Source organism: Chryseobacterium sp. CH21 (assembly GCF_004119445.1).
Classification (GTDB): Bacteria; Bacteroidota; Bacteroidia; order Flavobacteriales; family Weeksellaceae; genus Chryseobacterium.
On record NZ_QICI01000013.1, the window covers coordinates 66864 to 83245 of the forward strand.

The following is a 16382-nucleotide window of genomic DNA, read 5'->3' on the forward strand; positions in this document are numbered from 1 at the left end:
ACTTTATTTTTAAGTTATTTGTTAAAAATTAATTAAATTTCATAGGATGTTTCCTAATACCCTTATATATGTTTGAAAAATTGATCGATAGCTTTGAGAAGCTGTGCCTGCAAATTATAATTGAAATATTATTGGTTCCTGTTACCATTTTCAAATTGTTTCAGGATCCCCGCCGCTGCTATGATCTTTCTGTACACGAGATGGAAAAAGAGGAGACAGAGCGTTTTCAGGACTACCTCTCTCCTATCAAACTTTCCGTTTATACCTCTGTGATTGTCTCTGTGCTATTAATGGATTATGGTGGTGAACACAATATTATTTCCAAGATCAAAGGAGTTAGCATGGTAGAAAAAGCTCTTTTTATATTCCTCATAAATAATATTACTGCAGTATTCTTCAGTGTTGCATTGTTAGTATATAAAAAAGAAAAGGTAAATACTGTTACATTTAGAACCTTGCTGTTTTCTTTCATTTATACGACGGTATATACTTCTACTCCATTTTTTATATTAATCAGTTCGGCAATGTTTTTAGGTCAAACCCTGAATGTAAAATCCTATCTGGATAGATTTGGCAAGATAACTGAATATGGAACAAGAGATTACCTGTTTTTTCTGGTCTTCCTTGTCTTTCTCATTATTGGGATTATCGGAATCTTTAAGCTCTTTAAAGCCTTACATTATATTCTGAAGAATAATTTCAGCTATCATCCCTATGTGGTATGGTTCTTCACGCTACTTTTCTTCGTTATTCAGCTTTATTATACCAGAGGATTTATTTAAAATTAGTTCTATTTTCAAACATACCCGTCTGTTTATTTTTTACATTTGTAAAAATTTTATACGATGCCCAAACCTCGCGAAAGAATACTAAATACAGCAATGGATCTCTTCCATAAGCAAGGTTACAACAATACGGGCATTAATCAGATCATTGAAGATGCAGGGGTATCAAAAGCAAGTTTTTACCAGCATTTCAGGTCTAAAGATGAACTTTGTATTGAATTTCTCAATAAAAGATATGACTATTGGGTTTCTGAGCTTGAACAATTCACATCAGAAGCAAAAACAGTACAGGAAAAATTCCAACAAACTTTTGATTTCCTGATTGATATGAATAAAAGAGAAGACTTCAGAGGATGCAGTTTCTTCAATATTTTGTCGGAAATTCCTGCAGATCAGGAAAACATTCATCATGTAATCCGTACTCATAAAAATAAGCTGAGAGAAAGCTTTAATGAAACCCTTCAAAATGATATGGTTTCAGCACATATTTACCTTCTTTTTGAAAGTGCCCTACTTACCAGCCAGCTTTACCGATCCAATGAACTCATAGAAAAATCTAAAGTTATTGTGCAGGATATACTGAACACCACCTATTAATTCTTCAGATATGCATATTCCAGATCTTCATTCTTTCTTAAAAACTGAACTTCATCCACTAAAAGAAGTTACCTATCCTGCTAAAACCATCCTTCTTGAAGAAGAAAAAATTTCAGATAAGATGTTCCTTGTAAAAAACGGAGCCTTAAGAGTATTTTTCTATCAGGACGGAAAAGAACTTACATTGGATTTTATAACAGAAAACCAGGCTGTTTCATCTTTTGACAGCTTCCTGAATGGTATTCCCAGCGATTTCGTTATTGAAACACTGGAATCTACTACAGTCTATGAACTTCATACTGATACTTTTCACACACTCATGGAAAATCAGGAATTTCAGCATACTTTTCATCCGCTTTTTTACAAACGTTTCAGCGAAATCAATAAAAGGCTCATTTCTTTCATTAAAGATTCTCCTCAACAGAGATATGAACAACTTCTCAAAAACAGACCAGAACTTCTTCTCCGCTTTCCACAACATTATATTGCCTCATATCTTGGAATAACAAGTGTTTCATTAAGTAGAATACGCAACCGCCGGTAATTTCTTTACAATTGTTATCGTTCAGTCATTACTCTGTAAGGTAATTTTGCTTCAAAATAATAAAGTTATGAAACATTTTATCCAACAGGTATTTAAAGAAGTATTAGAAAATCCGGTATTTGACGAACTATTAATTGAGAACTATTTTTCAAAAGAATACATTCAGTTTGTAGATCATTCTCAGCTGAATTATGATGAATTTGTTTTGCACATCAAAAAGCTTAAAGAAAAAGTAGCGGAACAAAAGCTTGAAATCATCAGCCATGCTGAAAATGGTAATATCATATTTACCAATCACATTGCAAAATCTATACTAAAAGATGGAAGTGAAGTTGTGCACAAAGTACTGGCAGAATTTACCATCCACAATCATCAGATTATACGATGTGATGAATTGACATTACTAGTGGAAGGAGATGAAACTGCAAAAAATTTAGGATCCGAAAGGTAAGTAATCACTCTGTATTTCCTTTGAACAAACAGTTTCTATATTAACAATTCTTAAGAAAACCTTAATTTTCTCTTCAACTTCATTTCCAAACAGACGTTTAATTTTGTTACGTTTTTAATCTAATTAAAGAAAAGTGAAAAAATTTTTACATCTGTTCTATTTTGTGCCTCTATTTTTTCTATGCACAAACCGGATCTCTTTCCGGAAACATCAATGATGATTCTAAAATTGCCCTGCCTGGAGCCAAAATCTCCTTAAGTCCGGGAAATATTTATACCACATCGGATGAACATGGAAATTTTGTATTTCTCAATGTTCCTCCCGGAAGCTACACTATGAAAATTGATTATCTGGGTTATGGTGTGCATGAATACAACGTAACAGTAGAACCTGAGAAAAATACACGCCAGAACATTGTTTTCGATAAGAAAGAAACATCCATTGCAGAAGTTGTAGTTTCCGGAGCTACGTTAAAAAATCAGGCTAGAGCTTTAAACAAGCAAAAAAACAATGCCAATATTACCAATGTGATTTCTTCAGATCAGATCGGGCGTTTTCCTGATGCCAATATTGGGGATGCCTTGAAGCGTGTTCCCGGAATCACCATACAGAATGATCAGGGTGAGGCCAGAAACCTTATCATCAGAGGGCTTGCTCCAAATCTTAATTCAGTTACCCTGAATGGAGACAGAATTCCGTCTGCTGAAGGAGACAATCGTAATGTACAGATGGATTTGATTCCTTCTGATATGATTTCTACCATAGAAGTTAATAAAACCTTGACTCCTGACATGGATGCCGATGCCATCGGAGGTTCTGTCAACCTTATTACCAGAGCTTCCCCGAATGGACAGAGAATTTCTGCAACCGTTGCAGGAGGATACAATCCTATCCGTGAAAAAGGAAATTACACCGCCGGATTTGTCTATGGAAACCGATTTCTGGATAAAAAATTGGGTGCTGTATTCAGTTTCTCCTATAACAACAACAATTTTGGTTCGGATAATATAGAACCTGTGTGGAGCCAGGCAAATGATCTTGCGCAAACCGTTTATGTAAGCAAAATGGGGGTACGTTATTATAATGAACACCGTATCAGACACAGCTTTGATCTTAATATGGATTATGAATTCAATTCCAAGAACAAGATCTACGCTTCTGCGATGTACAACTTCAGAAATGATAAAGAAACCAGGCTGGCATTAGGATATAAAATAAAACCAGTCTACAGTGCCGACGAAACGGAGATCACAGACTGGAAAGGAAGTATTACCAGACAAAATAAAGGAGGTGATGCAGATAATGACAATACCCGTCTGGAAAAACAAAGAGTACAGAATTATGCATTAAGAGGAGAACATTTATTAGGCTCTAAAGTGGATCTTGACTGGTCCGTAAACTACGCAATCGCCAGTGAAGACAAGCCTCATCAGCGTTATATAGAGTTTGAAAACAGCAAAATGAACTTCGCTCCTGACCTTAGCAATCCTGAAAAACCAATGTTCAACCTTCTGGCTGCAGATAATCTGGGCAGCTATAAGCTGAGTGATCTTTCGGATGCCAATAACTTTACTCAGGAAAAAGAGCTTGGCGCCAAAGTGAATGTCCGTTTTCCTTTTTCAATAATTGATGGTCAGAAAGGTCGTCTTCGTACCGGTTTCCGTATGCGTTTGAAGAAAAAGGAAAGAGAGAATGATTTCTATGCTTTTACTCCGGTCAACAGTATGGGAAGCCTTTTATCTGTTCCAACGATACATCTTAATGGTGATAATTTCCAGGCTGGCAATTATATTCCGGGGACTTTTGTGGATCCTGCTTTTCTTGGAGGACTGGATTTATTCAATCCAACTTTATTTAACGGCAAGCTTAAACCTGAAAAGTATCTTTCCAGCAACTACAATGCAAAAGAACAAATCTATGCTGGTTACATCCGTTGGGATCAGGATTTTAATGATCAATTATCTATGATTGTGGGAGCACGTTTTGAAACCACCCAAATTGATTATACCGGAAACTATGTGATGAATGAGAAAGATCTGGTAGGACAAATCAATAATACCAATACGTACACGAACGTACTTCCCAATATCTCCTTCAAATATGTTCCGATGCAGGACCTTGTACTTCGTGCAGCGTTTACTACTGCTCTCGCACGCCCGAATTATTACTCATTGGTTCCTTACCTGAATGTCATTTCGGAAGATGAGATCGTAGCAGCCGGAAATCCGAACTTAAAAGCAACCTATGCCTACAATTTTGATTTCATGGCAGAAAAATATTTCAAATCTGTCGGGATTCTTTCAGGAGGTGTTTTTTATAAAAACCTGAACAATTTTATTTATACCTATTCCAAAAGAAATTATACAGCCAACGATTTCACCAATGACTTTGCAGGGCAAACCAACCCGATTCCTGCCGGAGAAAGCAACTGGAAATTCACCCAGCAGCGTAATGGTGACAATGTAGATATCTATGGTTTTGAAGTTGCTCTACAAAGGCAGCTTGATTTCATTCCGGGAGCTTTCTGGAAAGGACTTGGTGTCTATGTAAACTATACCTACACCAAATCCAAAGCAAAAGGAATCACCAACGAAGACGGTGTGGAAAGAACAGATGTAGGACTTCCCGGTGCTGCTCCTCATATGTTCAACGGATCGCTTTCATGGGAAAACAAACGTTTTTCAGCAAGGGTTTCCATGAACTATGCTTCTCATTATATTGATGAACTTGGTGGCAAAGCGTTTGATGACCGTTATTACGATAAGCAATTTTTCCTTGATGCCAATGCTTCTTACAAGATCACAAGCCAATTGAGGTTTTTTGCGGAAGCCAATAATCTGACCAATCAGCCGTTAAGATACTACCAGGGAATCCAAAGCAGAACTGCTCAGGCGGAATATTACAGACCAAGATTTACAATGGGAGTGAAATTTGATTTTTAAATAAGCATGAAAAACATACATTATATATTGGCTCTTTCAGTTCTTCCTTTGGTGATCAACTGTACACGGCAGAAAGAAATAATAGAAAAATTAAAACCTACCGTTATCACAGAAACGGTAGTTCATGATACGGATGACCCTGCTATATGGATTAATCCTCAGGATGCTTCCAAAAGTATCGTCATCGGAACAGATAAAGATACTGATGGAGGGCTGTACGCCTTTGATCTCAACGGAAAAATCATCAATAAAGTTGTAGGACTGAAACGTCCCAATAATGTGGATATCGAATACGGTTTTATGCTGAACGGTAAGAAAACAGATATCGCAGCAGTCACTGAAAGAGAAACCAACAAAGTAAAATTGTATGCTCTTCCAGAACTGAAAGAAGTTGGCGAAATATCGGTATTTGAAGGAGAATCAGAACGTGGTCCCATGGGAATCTCAATGTATAAAAACCCTGAAACCGGCGATATATTTGTGATTGCAGGAAGAAAATCCGGTCCAAGTGACGGCTATCTTTGGCAGTATAAGCTTTCTGAGAAAAATGGGTCTATCACTGGAGAAGTTGTCCGTAAATTTGGGAAATACAGTGGCTTAAAAGAGATTGAAAGCATTGCTGTAGATGACGAAATGGGCTATATTTACTATTCTGATGAACAATTTGGAGTACATAAATATTATGCTGACCCTGGAAAAGATAATGAAGAGTTGTCAGTTTTCGGGAAAGGAGATTTTAAATCAGATGTGGAAGGAATTTCAATTTATCCCACTTCCAAAGGGAAAGGATATATTCTGGTTTCCAATCAGCAGAATGATACATTCAATGTGTATTCAAGAGAAGATCAGTCCAAAGGGAGAATTGCTGAAATTCCGGTTTCTACACTGGAAAGTGATGGTTCTGAGGTAACGAATGTTAATTTAGGTCCGAAATTCCCGAAAGGAGTTTTTGTTGCGATGAGTAATGGCAGAGTATTCCACTTTTACGACTGGAGGATTGTTGAAAAAGCCATAAAATCAGCAGTGAAAACTAATAAATAAAAAATAGTTTTTTAAACCATTAAGGTTTGATAAGTTTTTAAGAGTATTAAGCTGAATTAAACAGTCATTGCGAACCGAAGGTGAAGCAACCCATGAATTTTATCTAGCTTAATACTCTTCACTTTTTCATTTTTCTTAATGGTTTATAATCTTAAAAGTTTTTCAACGCAAAGGGTATTTAAATTTTGTAATATTTTAAGTAAGTTAAGCAAAAGTTGATTTGCAATCAACCGATGAAGCAAAATATTTATCCATGGGCTTTTTAAGCAGCTTGCTGCAAAACTTTGCTACCTCAAAAGTATGAAAGTCTTCTGCATAAACTTTGCGTTTGAAAAATAATTGCATTGTTATATCACAGCAACAACTTCCCTCTCCCAGCCTCCAGCCTCCTTCTTACTTATACGTCCCAAATACCCTATCCCAAATAGAAGTATAAAATCCAAAGTTTTTACTTTCATCCAAATGGTGCTGGTTATGAAACCTTGTTGTTCCCACCAAGAACCGATCAAAAGAAGCCGGAAAAAACTCTCTGTTCAAATGTCCTATGGTTCCCCAGATAAGATTGAGTAAAAGATATATTGAAATGGAAATTACAGAAAAGTCATAACCTATGAGTAAAGCCAGCATCATCAGCCCAAATCCTATGGTTTCGAAAGGATGCAGTACAAAAAGGCTTAAAAAATTGGTACTGACATGCTCATGATGTTTACCATGTAAAGTTTTATAGATGAAAGGCAGATGGGCTGCAAAATGAAAGAAATACATCAAAAGATCCATTAAGAGAAGCAAAGCTGACACTTCCGCTATGACTCCAATTACAGATTGAGTTTCTCCCAGTACAATCCATCCGTTTTTCCATAAGAAAGCACCTAAAAGAAGTACAAAACTGTTACATAAAACAGTAACGAGACTAAGGTAAAAGTCGGATCTGGTAACAGGATGATTTTTCTCCTGTAACTGGCTTTTACGGCAAGTTTTTTCTATAAAAACATATAAACCTATAGAAAATAGGTAGAGAACAACATTGATGATCAGGCTGAACACCATCCACTCTGGCCAGGAAAACTGCCAAAATATATGTAAATAACCGGAAAGTTCTGTTTGATTAAAATTCATAAGTCCTTCATCCTTCAGCTTGATGTCATAAAGGTATGAATTTCATAGTAGAAACAACCGATAAAGTCTGTTTTCAGTCATTATTTCTGTCGGGACTTTCTTCTGAGCTCACGAAGTCTTGATGTCAGTTTTTTTCTTAAATCATTATGATATTCGCGGTAGTTTTTGATGCTGTTTTCCAGATTTTTTTTATTGAGCAGATACTCATCATATAAATGTCTGAGCTCTGAAATCTGATTAATCACCTCCGAAGGCTGGCTTTCAGGATCTTCCGCAGCTTCTATCAGCAGACGGTAATATTCAACACGGCTGGTCAGGTTCATATGAAGTTTTGGCTCTATTCCCTGCATGATCTTATTATTTTATTGAGTTCTTGAATGGGTAAAAGACAAAGAGACTTTTGCTTTTACTATTCGATATATTATTTTTTACTTTTATTATTAAATAACCTTTTTAAACTTTCCTTTTTTTGAACCATTAAGATTGTATTAAGATGATTAAGATAAGCTTCGCTTTAATTTAAAATCAGAGTGATTGACCTTAGCTCTACTTTAATTCTTTAAAATTCTTAATGGTTAAAAAAAGGTATCCATTTTCACATAGTCGAAAATGTAACGCCTTTTTATCTTTTCTATCCAAATTCTATTTTTCCATCATTACCGGAGGCACATCACTCTGGTATAAAATCTTAACATCTCTATTTTTTCCTGACCTGCAGATTTGAAATAACCTCCGTTAAGGGCAGAAGAAATAAGCGTTTCGTTAGGATCTCCCAAAGGTAATAATGGCAGACTGACAAATTCATTGACATTAATCTGCGGGGAAATTCCATTACTGTATTCTCCGGCACCATTGGCATTAAATACTTTATAGATTACCGGATGAAGCTGCCAGGAAATTTTTCTCGGTTTACGTTTGTCTTCTACTACAAATCCTGCCATATCTTTCCCCAGAGTTGTATTTCCTATCTGAATAACCTGCATATAAGGTTTCAGATTATTCACCACAATTTCTGCCGCTGATGCCGTACTGTTTGATGTCAGAATAAACACTTTCTGTAATCCCAATGCATTGGCACGTAAAGTTGTAAAGTCCAAAGATTTTGGATCATAAGCGATCTGCTGGGCAAATGTTCTTTTTACTTCCCCTCCATTTTTATTTCCTTTAAAAATAATGAATGGTGAGCCGGATGATAATCCTGAAGGAATCAATGAACAGAGCGCAGCTGCAGATGATACAGAGCCTCCATAGTTGTAGCGGAGGTCAAGAATCAACTCTTGTACTCCGGCAGCTTTGAGTTCCCCAAACTTTTGGTTCAAAGTCTGAGTCATCCCGTCCGGAAAATCATAGATATAAAGATAGCCTACTTTTTTACCGTTTTTCTCAAAAATTTTAGATAAAATGGGTTGTTCAAAGGAAAAACCATAGTAAACCGTAATATTTTTTTCATTAGTGACCGCTCCATTTTGCCATTTTCCAACGGTAAGTTCTACAACAGTCTGATCTTTAATAGAGGAAGCCATTGTTTCCGCATTTGCGACTGTCATTGCTTTTCCATTGATTTTGGTAATGATCATTCCTCTTTCCAGCCCGGAATTGAAGGCCGGAGAATTTTGAAGCACCAGCTTTACTACGGTAACTACTTCATTATTGGCAAGCTGAACAACAGAGTAATCAAACCCATACATATTTCTGATAGAACGTGGATAGGTAGAGGAATCTTCTGTATTGACCAGAAAAGAAAACCGATCCTTGGAAGAGAGCAGACTTTTGAAAAAATCTTTTATAGGAAGCTGATAATTAGGTTTTGCAGGCATTTCATCTGCCCAATAATAATACCGTTTCATGCTGTCCTGAACCCAGAGATTCACAGATTCTGTACTGCCTTCAGGGAAGACAGGTGCGCTTTCATCATTATTATTCGTACACGAAATGAGAAAGACCACGATGGCAATACATTGAAGTTTTAAAAAATTTTTCATACGCAATTACAGATATTCTGCTACATCTATATCTCCTTTGACTACCCATTCTCCATTTTCCATTTTTTCCTGAAGGACAATCATATTGGCACCTGTGTGCTGTTTTATTTTTACCTGAATCATTTTAGATCCGGCATAAGGTTCTGTAGTTCCCGGTTTGTACAGTTCCAGATATACAGGAGCTGTAGAGCTGTAAAAGTTATAGATTTTCACTGCTGTAAAATTATCTTTTCCGATGTTGTCAAATTCTGCCAATACAACTCCATTATCTCTTTTCAAAATACCTTTTACATTTTTCAATGAGGTTCCGGACAATTCGCCCAGATTAGGAAAAATAAATTCAAAACCTACTTTCCCCAGATTAACCTGAGGTTTTACGGCGTAAGTCTGTAAGTAAATTCCGGGAAGATTAAAAAAGTTCAGGGTTTTAAAATCATTTATGTTGTCATACGTAATACTGTATTTTGCGATTTCGTTGCCTGTTTCACTATTGTAGACAGACAGTTTATTGGTTTCTCCCTGGTCCAGTACAAACTGAAGCTGGGTTTCTATCTTATTGGTGTAAGATGTTTTTCCGTCAATGGATACAGGCTGTCCGTTAAACCTCAGCTGAACAGCATCAGGCTTGGAAAATCCTTTGATAGTAACCTCTCCGGGTTTCTGTACTCTATCATACAACTCCATCGTGTTGCTGTCTGTACATGAAAAAGTACGGTAAAAAATAGGAGTAATGCAAAGATTTTATTCATCTTTATTTAATTATTTGATGGTAATACTTAAAAATATTGCCCGACCCATCAGCCGGGCAATATATAATTATAAAAAAACTAGTTGGATATGTTCTGGATAACCTTTTTCAAGGACTATCCATTATTGTATTTAAAATTTCTGGTGTTTCTAAAATCAGTTTCTAAGGGTGACGCTTTATTTTTTAATAAATTTCAGTTTTTCCGTAGTCTTTCCGTCTGTAATTTCTGCGATATATGCTCCTGATGTAAGATTAGCTACATGAATCGCTTTTGAATACTGAGCGGTAAGCACTTTTTGTCCGGCAGCATTGTAAATATTCACTACCGTTGTATTTTCCTTCAATGCAGGATTAAGGTGTAGTACTAATGATTCTTTTACCGGATTTTCTGCTATTTGGGTAAGTGTTTTGTTTCCTTTTACATCCTTAGTTCCTAAAAATGCCGTAGCATAAATTCCTATTTCATCAATATTGATATTCTGGATATTATTTCCGCTTGCTTTTCTGTTCGCCCACATTCCGATATAGATTTTCTTTCCAGCAAAAGCAGAAATATCTACAAGAGATTGTACAAACTCGGTAAGATCTGCCGGAAACGGATTGGCTGAGTCTCCTACCTGTATTTTATAAAGACTCTGAACGTCGTTACCACCTGCATCTACTGTCATGGCCTGAAAATCAGCTAATGTAGGAACTTCTTTCTGCGGTGTACTTACATAGATAAAAAGGTCTCTGGCAACAATGGTGTGGGTGGTTCTCTGTCTTCCGATATTGGCCGCTAAAGTAACTGTACCTGCAGTGTTGGTAAGATCAATCTGAGGAGAAATAATCCAGTCATTTTCTGTAGCAAATCCTGTAGCATTACCGGTAGGCACCAAACTGATGGAATGACGAAGAACGCCTGCAGTTCCATAAGTTAAAGCTGTTCCGTTGTGGTAGATATTCTGTCCCTGCACCCATCCGTTGCTATTTCCGTTCAGATCATGGAAAGTCCATCCCTGTAGGTCAGCAGGTGTATCAAAGGAATTTCCCCAAACCAGAGTCTGCGCTGCAGCAAGTTGGGATAAAAACAGAACAGATGATAAAATTATTTTTTCATAATGCTGATTATTAATGTTTTTGAAGTAAAAGCAAGGAATCAGCTTTCGCTGTTCCCTGCTTTTTAAAGTTTTTTATTATTCTACAATTGTGAAATTGTATTTTGTCCAAAGTCCCTGGAAGTTTCCACAGTTTCTTGGAGATACATTCCAACTTCCTTCGTTGAAGAATGGCTGGCTCATACCCCATAGAGATGCAGGAGTACCAGTTAATAGGTTAGCAGCTGGGATTCCCGCAGTTCCTGTACCTGTAACTGAAGTACCAAATCCGTGAATCTGGATCGTGTTATATGCTGAAGCTGAAGAAAGTTCAGAACCTGTACCTTCTACTTTGATTCCCACAGGATATCCTGTAACCACAGCGTTATTTAATGTTAATCTTCCGTGTCTTCTGATGTGGATACCGTTTTCATACAAAGCTCCCTGAGTAGAGTTTTTAGTACCAATGATCGTAAGGTTGTTGATTACCGGGTGAGTCAGCAATGATGTAGAAGAACCGTCTGCGTTGTTATCAAGCTCGATACCGTTAGAATCCGGGCTTGATCCGCTAAGACTGTGTGTAGAGTTGTAATCTGCCAAAGCAAGAGCACAAGTGATTGTTCCTGTATATCCGTTATCAAAATCGAAGTTATCGTCATCCGCAGCGAAAGAAACAAGGTTTGAAGCGTTCACAGTACCACCGAAGAATTCAAAAGAGTCATCTTTTCCGAAAGATACCTGGATATGATCCAAAGTAGTTCCGTTTCCTACTCCTCCTAAAGTAAGACCGTTGATTTCGTTTCCTGAATTCGGAGCCAAAAGGTCATATCCTGCAAACTCAATACGTACATATTTCAATGTTCCAGCGTTATGAGATTCGTTTGTACCTCCGTAATAGAAATCAGGACCAGATAATCCTTCAATCGTTTTTGTGAAAGGAGTGTTGGTAGGAGCATCTCCTAAGATAATCACCCCTCCGAAATCACCAGGTGCAGCAGTAGTATCTTCATTTCCGTCTAACAATTTGTAGCTTGTGAAAATGATTGGCTGAGCTTCTGTACCTGCTGCATTGATTTTTCCTGTTTTAGCAATTACCAAAACTCCTGTAGCTGTATTGCTTGCATTTGGTTTTGCTTTAATGAATGTACCCGGCTGGATTGTTAATGTAGCACCATCTTTTACGGTTACAACTCCATCTAATTCTACTACACCACTCCATGTAGTATTGGTAGTAATAGCACCACTTACACTGGTTACCGGAAGCGCAGAAGCGGTAAGGTATTCAGCAGAAGTAGATTTCATTTCGAATGGAGATGATGAATCCGCCAGTTGATCGTGTTGACAAGCTGTAAGAGATAATGCTGCCACTGCAATTAGAGTTAGTCTTTTCATTGTTATAATTTTTAGTATAATCCGGTCGTATTATTTTTATACCAGATCAGTTTTTTAATATTCAGGAATATCTTCCTCTTTATTCCTTCGATTTGTTTTTTGGTGTTCGTCCCATCTCCGCAGGAGGAGCTGCATTGCGGGAGTTCCCATAAGAATCGTTAAGGCCTGGGGAAAAAGCAGTTAACGTCCGGTTTTTTCTTAACTGTACTGCTGTGCGCATCATCAGTATTATTTCAGTTTTTGATCAGGCTTCCGAAACCTGTACGCCTCTATCTAAGAGCTCTTTTTATATCATCTTGTTTGGTGTCTTATTTTTAAAAAGTATAGTTCACACTCAGGCTGAACATTCTTCCGCTGTACGCCCGAAACATGATCTTATCTATATTTTTATCGTACTTGTCTGTAGCTCCCGGAAGAAGATCCCAAGCCTCTCTTTCCGTTCCTACATTACTTCCGCCTCCGTTTTTTGCAGCCAGATAAGAATTGAAGTTGTTATAATACTCCTTTACTCTGTTGAAGAGGTTTCTCACATTAAACTTCACTTCAAAATTTCTGTTTCGAAGGAATTTATATGAGATCTGAGCATCTGCTACTGCATAAGGACGCTGGATTTCCTCTCCTTTGTAAGCATATCCTACCGTGATGTATTGGTCTCCTTTTGCGTTATACAAAAAGCTCATCCCGAAACGGTTTCCATCATAGACCAGTCCAAGATTGTAGGCGTAAGGAGTCTGTCCGTACAGTGGACGTTTTACTTCATAGGTATCATCATTATCACCCGTTTTATACAGGTCTTTAAAAGCCACTACTTTGGTATGGTTATAGGTAAAGTTTCCGCTTATGAAAAGCTTTTCAAGAAAAGTTCCGTCAGCGATAAAACCTAAACTTTTTCTTACTTCTGCTTCCACCCCAATCAGCTTTGCATTTTTTGAATTTCCGTTGTATAAGAAAAGATTTCCTTCACTTGAAATATGCCCTTCGCGTTCAATAGGTCTGTCAATATTTTTGTAGTATAGTCCCGCAGAAAATATTTCTCCGAGTCCTGGAAACCATTCAAACTTGAAATCATAATTATTGATCACCGATGAACTTAATTCTGTATTGTAAATCAATCCATTGGCAATAGGGTCGAAATAAGGAAGTCCTGTTCTTTCATTAAACTGAGGGCGGATGACAGATTTGTTATAAGCAAGCCTCAGGTTAATTTTATTGGTTGGGCTGTACGTAAAATTTACGGAAGGCATCCACTGCCAAGGTTTATCATCTATAGCTGCTCTCATGATGTATTTGGAATCGGTAGGATCCAGCTGTTGGGAAATCATGTCGTACTTAAAATATTCTGCACGGAGTCCCCAGACTAATCTTAATTTCTTCCAACGGTTGTCAAACATTACAAAAACTGCGTGCTGATTCACTTCCCCTTCATACTTATCATTTTTATACAATCCTCTGGTTTCCCAACCAATACCACCCGGAACATAATGGGAACCATCAAACCAGTCAGCAAGTGAACCATACATCGTCAAATAATTCTTCTCGCTATTCGGAACGTTCCGGTTTTCGTCAACACGAAGAAAAAACTTCTGCTGTTGGTTGGTATTGTTTTTTATAGCTCCTGCATATCCGGTTTTGATGGTGTTTTTAAAACTTCCAGCGTCCATATCCCATTTCACAGAAGCACCATAATTGTAATCTGTTTCTTTATTCTCAATATATCCTCTGTAGAAGTCTGCTCCAGAGTTGTAGATCTTATGAAAAGTTAGAATTTCACTTCCGATAAAATCATATCGGGTAATATACTGCGTGTAATCTTTAGTATCGGAAGCCACTCCTGTACGGGCTGCAAACCAGCTTACTTCTGCATTTCCTATTTTATGATTTCCCTCTAATTTATTTTGTAAAAGGGTTTGAAAAATCGGGTAATTGGTATTATCAGTATAAGGTCTGTCTAAATTTTTGATCTGAGCAGGATCATTATTAGGAACGACTCCATTGTAGAAATAATTATAGGCTAGTTCTGCATTGGCTGCCATTCCACTTCCCGTTGAGTATTCATTCCAACCTGTTACTCTTGTTAGTGTATTATCAAAAATATGGGTATAGGAATTACGGAATGAGATTCTGTTTTTTCCAAACTGAAATCCGAAATTCAACATCCCAGCCAGCGTAGAATTATAATTGTAAGAAGCTCCGCTGTTTTTGAAATTATAGAATGGAATCTGTCCGTTCGCATCCGGCATTCCTGTGGTATCCAGCCAGTTTCCTCTTCCTGTATGGTCAATATCCAGTTTATTCTGTTCATTTCTGATAACAAATGCTCCGGCAAATCCCCATTTATTATTGTTTTTAAGGGCATAAGTTCTTCCCAATGCCAGCTGTATATTAGATCCCATGTCACCTCTTGTTTTATAGGTGCTGAAATTGTCATTGGTAAACTGTTTTGATTGTTCAAAAAACCTTGGATCTGTCCAGTTCATCGCTTCCAGTCCTTTGGGAAAATCCCTCGTTCCATCATCATATCCGAAATAATCATACTTTCCTCGCTTACGGGTCAGGAATTCTTTGAATGCCGACTGATCATTATAAGAAGTTCCCATCGTTACCGTTGTAAAGTTTTCATTGGGAATATCTTTCGTTCTCACTTCCACATATCCTCCTGCAAAGCTGGCATTCATATCAGGTGTTGCAGACTTGCTTACCACCACACTTTCTACCATGGCTGTAGGAATAATATCAAATGAAAAATTCTGATTATAAGCTTCCGTACTAGGCAGGTTGATACCATCCATAGCTGCAGTGTTCCAACGTTCTCCCATGGATCTTACGACCACATATTTATTATCAATCGTGGTGATTCCTGTTACTCTTTTCAGTGTTCCTCCCACATCGCTGTCGGGAGTTTTGGAAATCTGTTCCGCTGAAATACCATCACTCATCTGGGCTGCTTTCTTCTGCTGGGCAAGAAGTCCTGCTTGTGTATCTGCTTTACGGGCAGCGGTAATCACCACTTCTTTGATGTCTGTAATTTTGTCCGAAGCCTTGTTTAAAGCAAATGAAACAGAACTGGTTTCTTTGTTGGTCACAGATAGTTTTTCAACCCTCAGCGTATTGTATTTGGGAGCTTTTATTGTCAGGTTATAAGTTCCTGAAGGAAGATCTACCGTAAAATCTCCATTATTATCTGTTATGACGGTTTTCTGAGCGATATTCACTTCTGCTCCGATAATGGGATTTCCCACCTCATCCACTATTTTACCGGAAATACGTCCGTTTCCCGGTACTGAAATATTTGAGCTTTCATATTTTATCGAAATAAGATCACCATGCAGACGGTATATCACGGGAAGTCCATTGGTAATATCCTTCAGACAGTTGTTCACTGAAGTATTTTCACATTTCACTCCTTTTACCTTCAGCTCTTTAATATCTACCTTGGAATAAGCCAGTCTCATTCCTGTTTTTCCGGCAAATTCTTCTAAAACTTCAATCAACGGTCTGTTGGCAGGTACAGAAAATGTCACTTTCTGCACCAGCTCCTGAGCTTCTGCGGCTACAGTAAAAAATAAGGCTGCTATGGTAATCCCACATTTCAAACTTTTCATACTTAATAGTGTTCTCTTGATTATGATTATTTAATTTTTTTGAATAATGATTTATTTCTTAAGGATATAGGTGTTTTCTTTTTTTGTACTTCCAGTCCCAGGATGA

At 37.4% G+C, this 16382-nt stretch carries 13 protein-coding genes; 6 read left to right on the plus strand and 7 right to left on the minus strand.

All coding sequences use genetic code 11. The features are described 5' to 3' along the window. Window positions 1–68: 68 nt before the first annotated feature. From BOQ62_RS01500 to BOQ62_RS01525, 6 genes are all read left to right on the plus strand, one after another. Window positions 69–782 carry a hypothetical protein gene (locus tag BOQ62_RS01500; protein ID WP_129036657.1) on the plus strand — a complete coding sequence of 238 codons (714 nt, stop codon included), beginning with the start codon at window positions 69–71 and terminating at the stop codon, window positions 780–782. A gap of 63 nt (window positions 783–845) precedes the next feature. Then, the gene (locus BOQ62_RS01505; RefSeq protein ID WP_129036658.1) at window positions 846–1382 is read left to right on the plus strand and encodes a TetR/AcrR family transcriptional regulator; all 537 of its coding nucleotides are present in this window, start codon (window positions 846–848) and stop codon (window positions 1380–1382) included. 10 nt (window positions 1383–1392) lie between these two features. Next, window positions 1393–1926 carry a Crp/Fnr family transcriptional regulator gene (locus BOQ62_RS01510; protein ID WP_129036659.1) on the plus strand — a complete coding sequence of 178 codons (534 nt, stop codon included), beginning with the start codon at window positions 1393–1395 and terminating at the stop codon, window positions 1924–1926. A gap of 67 nt (window positions 1927–1993) precedes the next feature. Further along, window positions 1994–2377 (plus strand): hypothetical protein, encoded by a 384-nt coding sequence (locus BOQ62_RS01515; protein ID WP_129036660.1) that lies wholly within the window; start codon window positions 1994–1996, stop codon window positions 2375–2377. 161 nt (window positions 2378–2538) lie between these two features. Continuing rightward, a complete protein-coding gene (locus BOQ62_RS01520; RefSeq protein WP_228413552.1) occupies window positions 2539–5319 on the plus strand; it encodes a TonB-dependent receptor in 2781 nt (926 codons plus the stop codon). A 6-nt stretch (window positions 5320–5325) separates the two neighbouring features. Beyond that, entirely contained in the window at window positions 5326–6360 is a 1035-nt protein-coding gene (locus BOQ62_RS01525) for a phytase (RefSeq protein WP_129036662.1), read from the plus strand. Window positions 6361–6753: 393 nt separating this feature from the next. On the opposite strand, the gene BOQ62_RS01530 is transcribed toward BOQ62_RS01525, so the two are convergent. From BOQ62_RS01530 to BOQ62_RS01560, 7 genes are all read right to left on the minus strand, one after another. Then, on the minus strand, window positions 6754–7476 hold the full coding sequence (locus BOQ62_RS01530) for a sterol desaturase family protein (protein WP_129036663.1): 723 nt from the start codon (window positions 7474–7476) through the stop codon (window positions 6754–6756). An 80-nt stretch (window positions 7477–7556) separates the two neighbouring features. Next, on the minus strand, window positions 7557–7826 hold the full coding sequence (locus BOQ62_RS01535; protein WP_129036664.1) for a hypothetical protein: 270 nt from the start codon (window positions 7824–7826) through the stop codon (window positions 7557–7559). 306 nt (window positions 7827–8132) lie between these two features. After that, a complete protein-coding gene (locus tag BOQ62_RS01540) occupies window positions 8133–9458 on the minus strand; it encodes a S41 family peptidase (RefSeq protein WP_129036665.1) in 1326 nt (441 codons plus the stop codon). Window positions 9459–9464: 6 nt separating this feature from the next. Next, window positions 9465–10142, minus strand: a complete 678-nt coding sequence (locus BOQ62_RS01545; RefSeq protein ID WP_129036666.1) for a hypothetical protein — start codon at window positions 10140–10142, stop codon at window positions 9465–9467. Between the two features lie 240 nt (window positions 10143–10382). After that, window positions 10383–11348, minus strand: a complete 966-nt coding sequence (locus BOQ62_RS01550; RefSeq protein ID WP_317127348.1) for a T9SS-dependent choice-of-anchor J family protein — start codon at window positions 11346–11348, stop codon at window positions 10383–10385. 33 nt (window positions 11349–11381) lie between these two features. Then, entirely contained in the window at window positions 11382–12674 is a 1293-nt protein-coding gene (locus BOQ62_RS01555) for a hypothetical protein (protein WP_129036668.1), read from the minus strand. A gap of 314 nt (window positions 12675–12988) precedes the next feature. Beyond that, entirely contained in the window at window positions 12989–16276 is a 3288-nt protein-coding gene (locus BOQ62_RS01560) for a TonB-dependent receptor (protein ID WP_129036669.1), read from the minus strand. Between the last annotated feature and the right edge of the window lie 106 nt (window positions 16277–16382).

Excerpts from the sequence above, each read along its gene's own strand:
- BOQ62_RS01500 (WP_129036657.1), top strand. The coding sequence starts at position 69 with ATGTTTGAAAAATTGATCGATAGCTTTGAGAAGCTGTGCCTGCAAATT.
- BOQ62_RS01505 (WP_129036658.1), top strand. The coding sequence starts at position 846 with ATGCCCAAACCTCGCGAAAGAATACTAAATACAGCAATGGATCTCTTC.
- BOQ62_RS01510 (WP_129036659.1), top strand. The coding sequence starts at position 1,393 with ATGCATATTCCAGATCTTCATTCTTTCTTAAAAACTGAACTTCATCCA.
- BOQ62_RS01515 (WP_129036660.1), top strand. The coding sequence starts at position 1,994 with ATGAAACATTTTATCCAACAGGTATTTAAAGAAGTATTAGAAAATCCG.
- BOQ62_RS01525 (WP_129036662.1), top strand. The coding sequence starts at position 5,326 with ATGAAAAACATACATTATATATTGGCTCTTTCAGTTCTTCCTTTGGTG.
- BOQ62_RS01530 (WP_129036663.1), bottom strand. The coding sequence starts at position 7,476 with ATGAATTTTAATCAAACAGAACTTTCCGGTTATTTACATATATTTTGG.
- BOQ62_RS01535 (WP_129036664.1), bottom strand. The coding sequence starts at position 7,826 with ATGCAGGGAATAGAGCCAAAACTTCATATGAACCTGACCAGCCGTGTT.
- BOQ62_RS01540 (WP_129036665.1), bottom strand. The coding sequence starts at position 9,458 with ATGAAAAATTTTTTAAAACTTCAATGTATTGCCATCGTGGTCTTTCTC.
- BOQ62_RS01545 (WP_129036666.1), bottom strand. The coding sequence starts at position 10,142 with ATGGAGTTGTATGATAGAGTACAGAAACCCGGAGAGGTTACTATCAAA.
- BOQ62_RS01555 (WP_129036668.1), bottom strand. The coding sequence starts at position 12,674 with ATGAAAAGACTAACTCTAATTGCAGTGGCAGCATTATCTCTTACAGCT.
- BOQ62_RS01560 (WP_129036669.1), bottom strand. The coding sequence starts at position 16,276 with ATGAAAAGTTTGAAATGTGGGATTACCATAGCAGCCTTATTTTTTACT.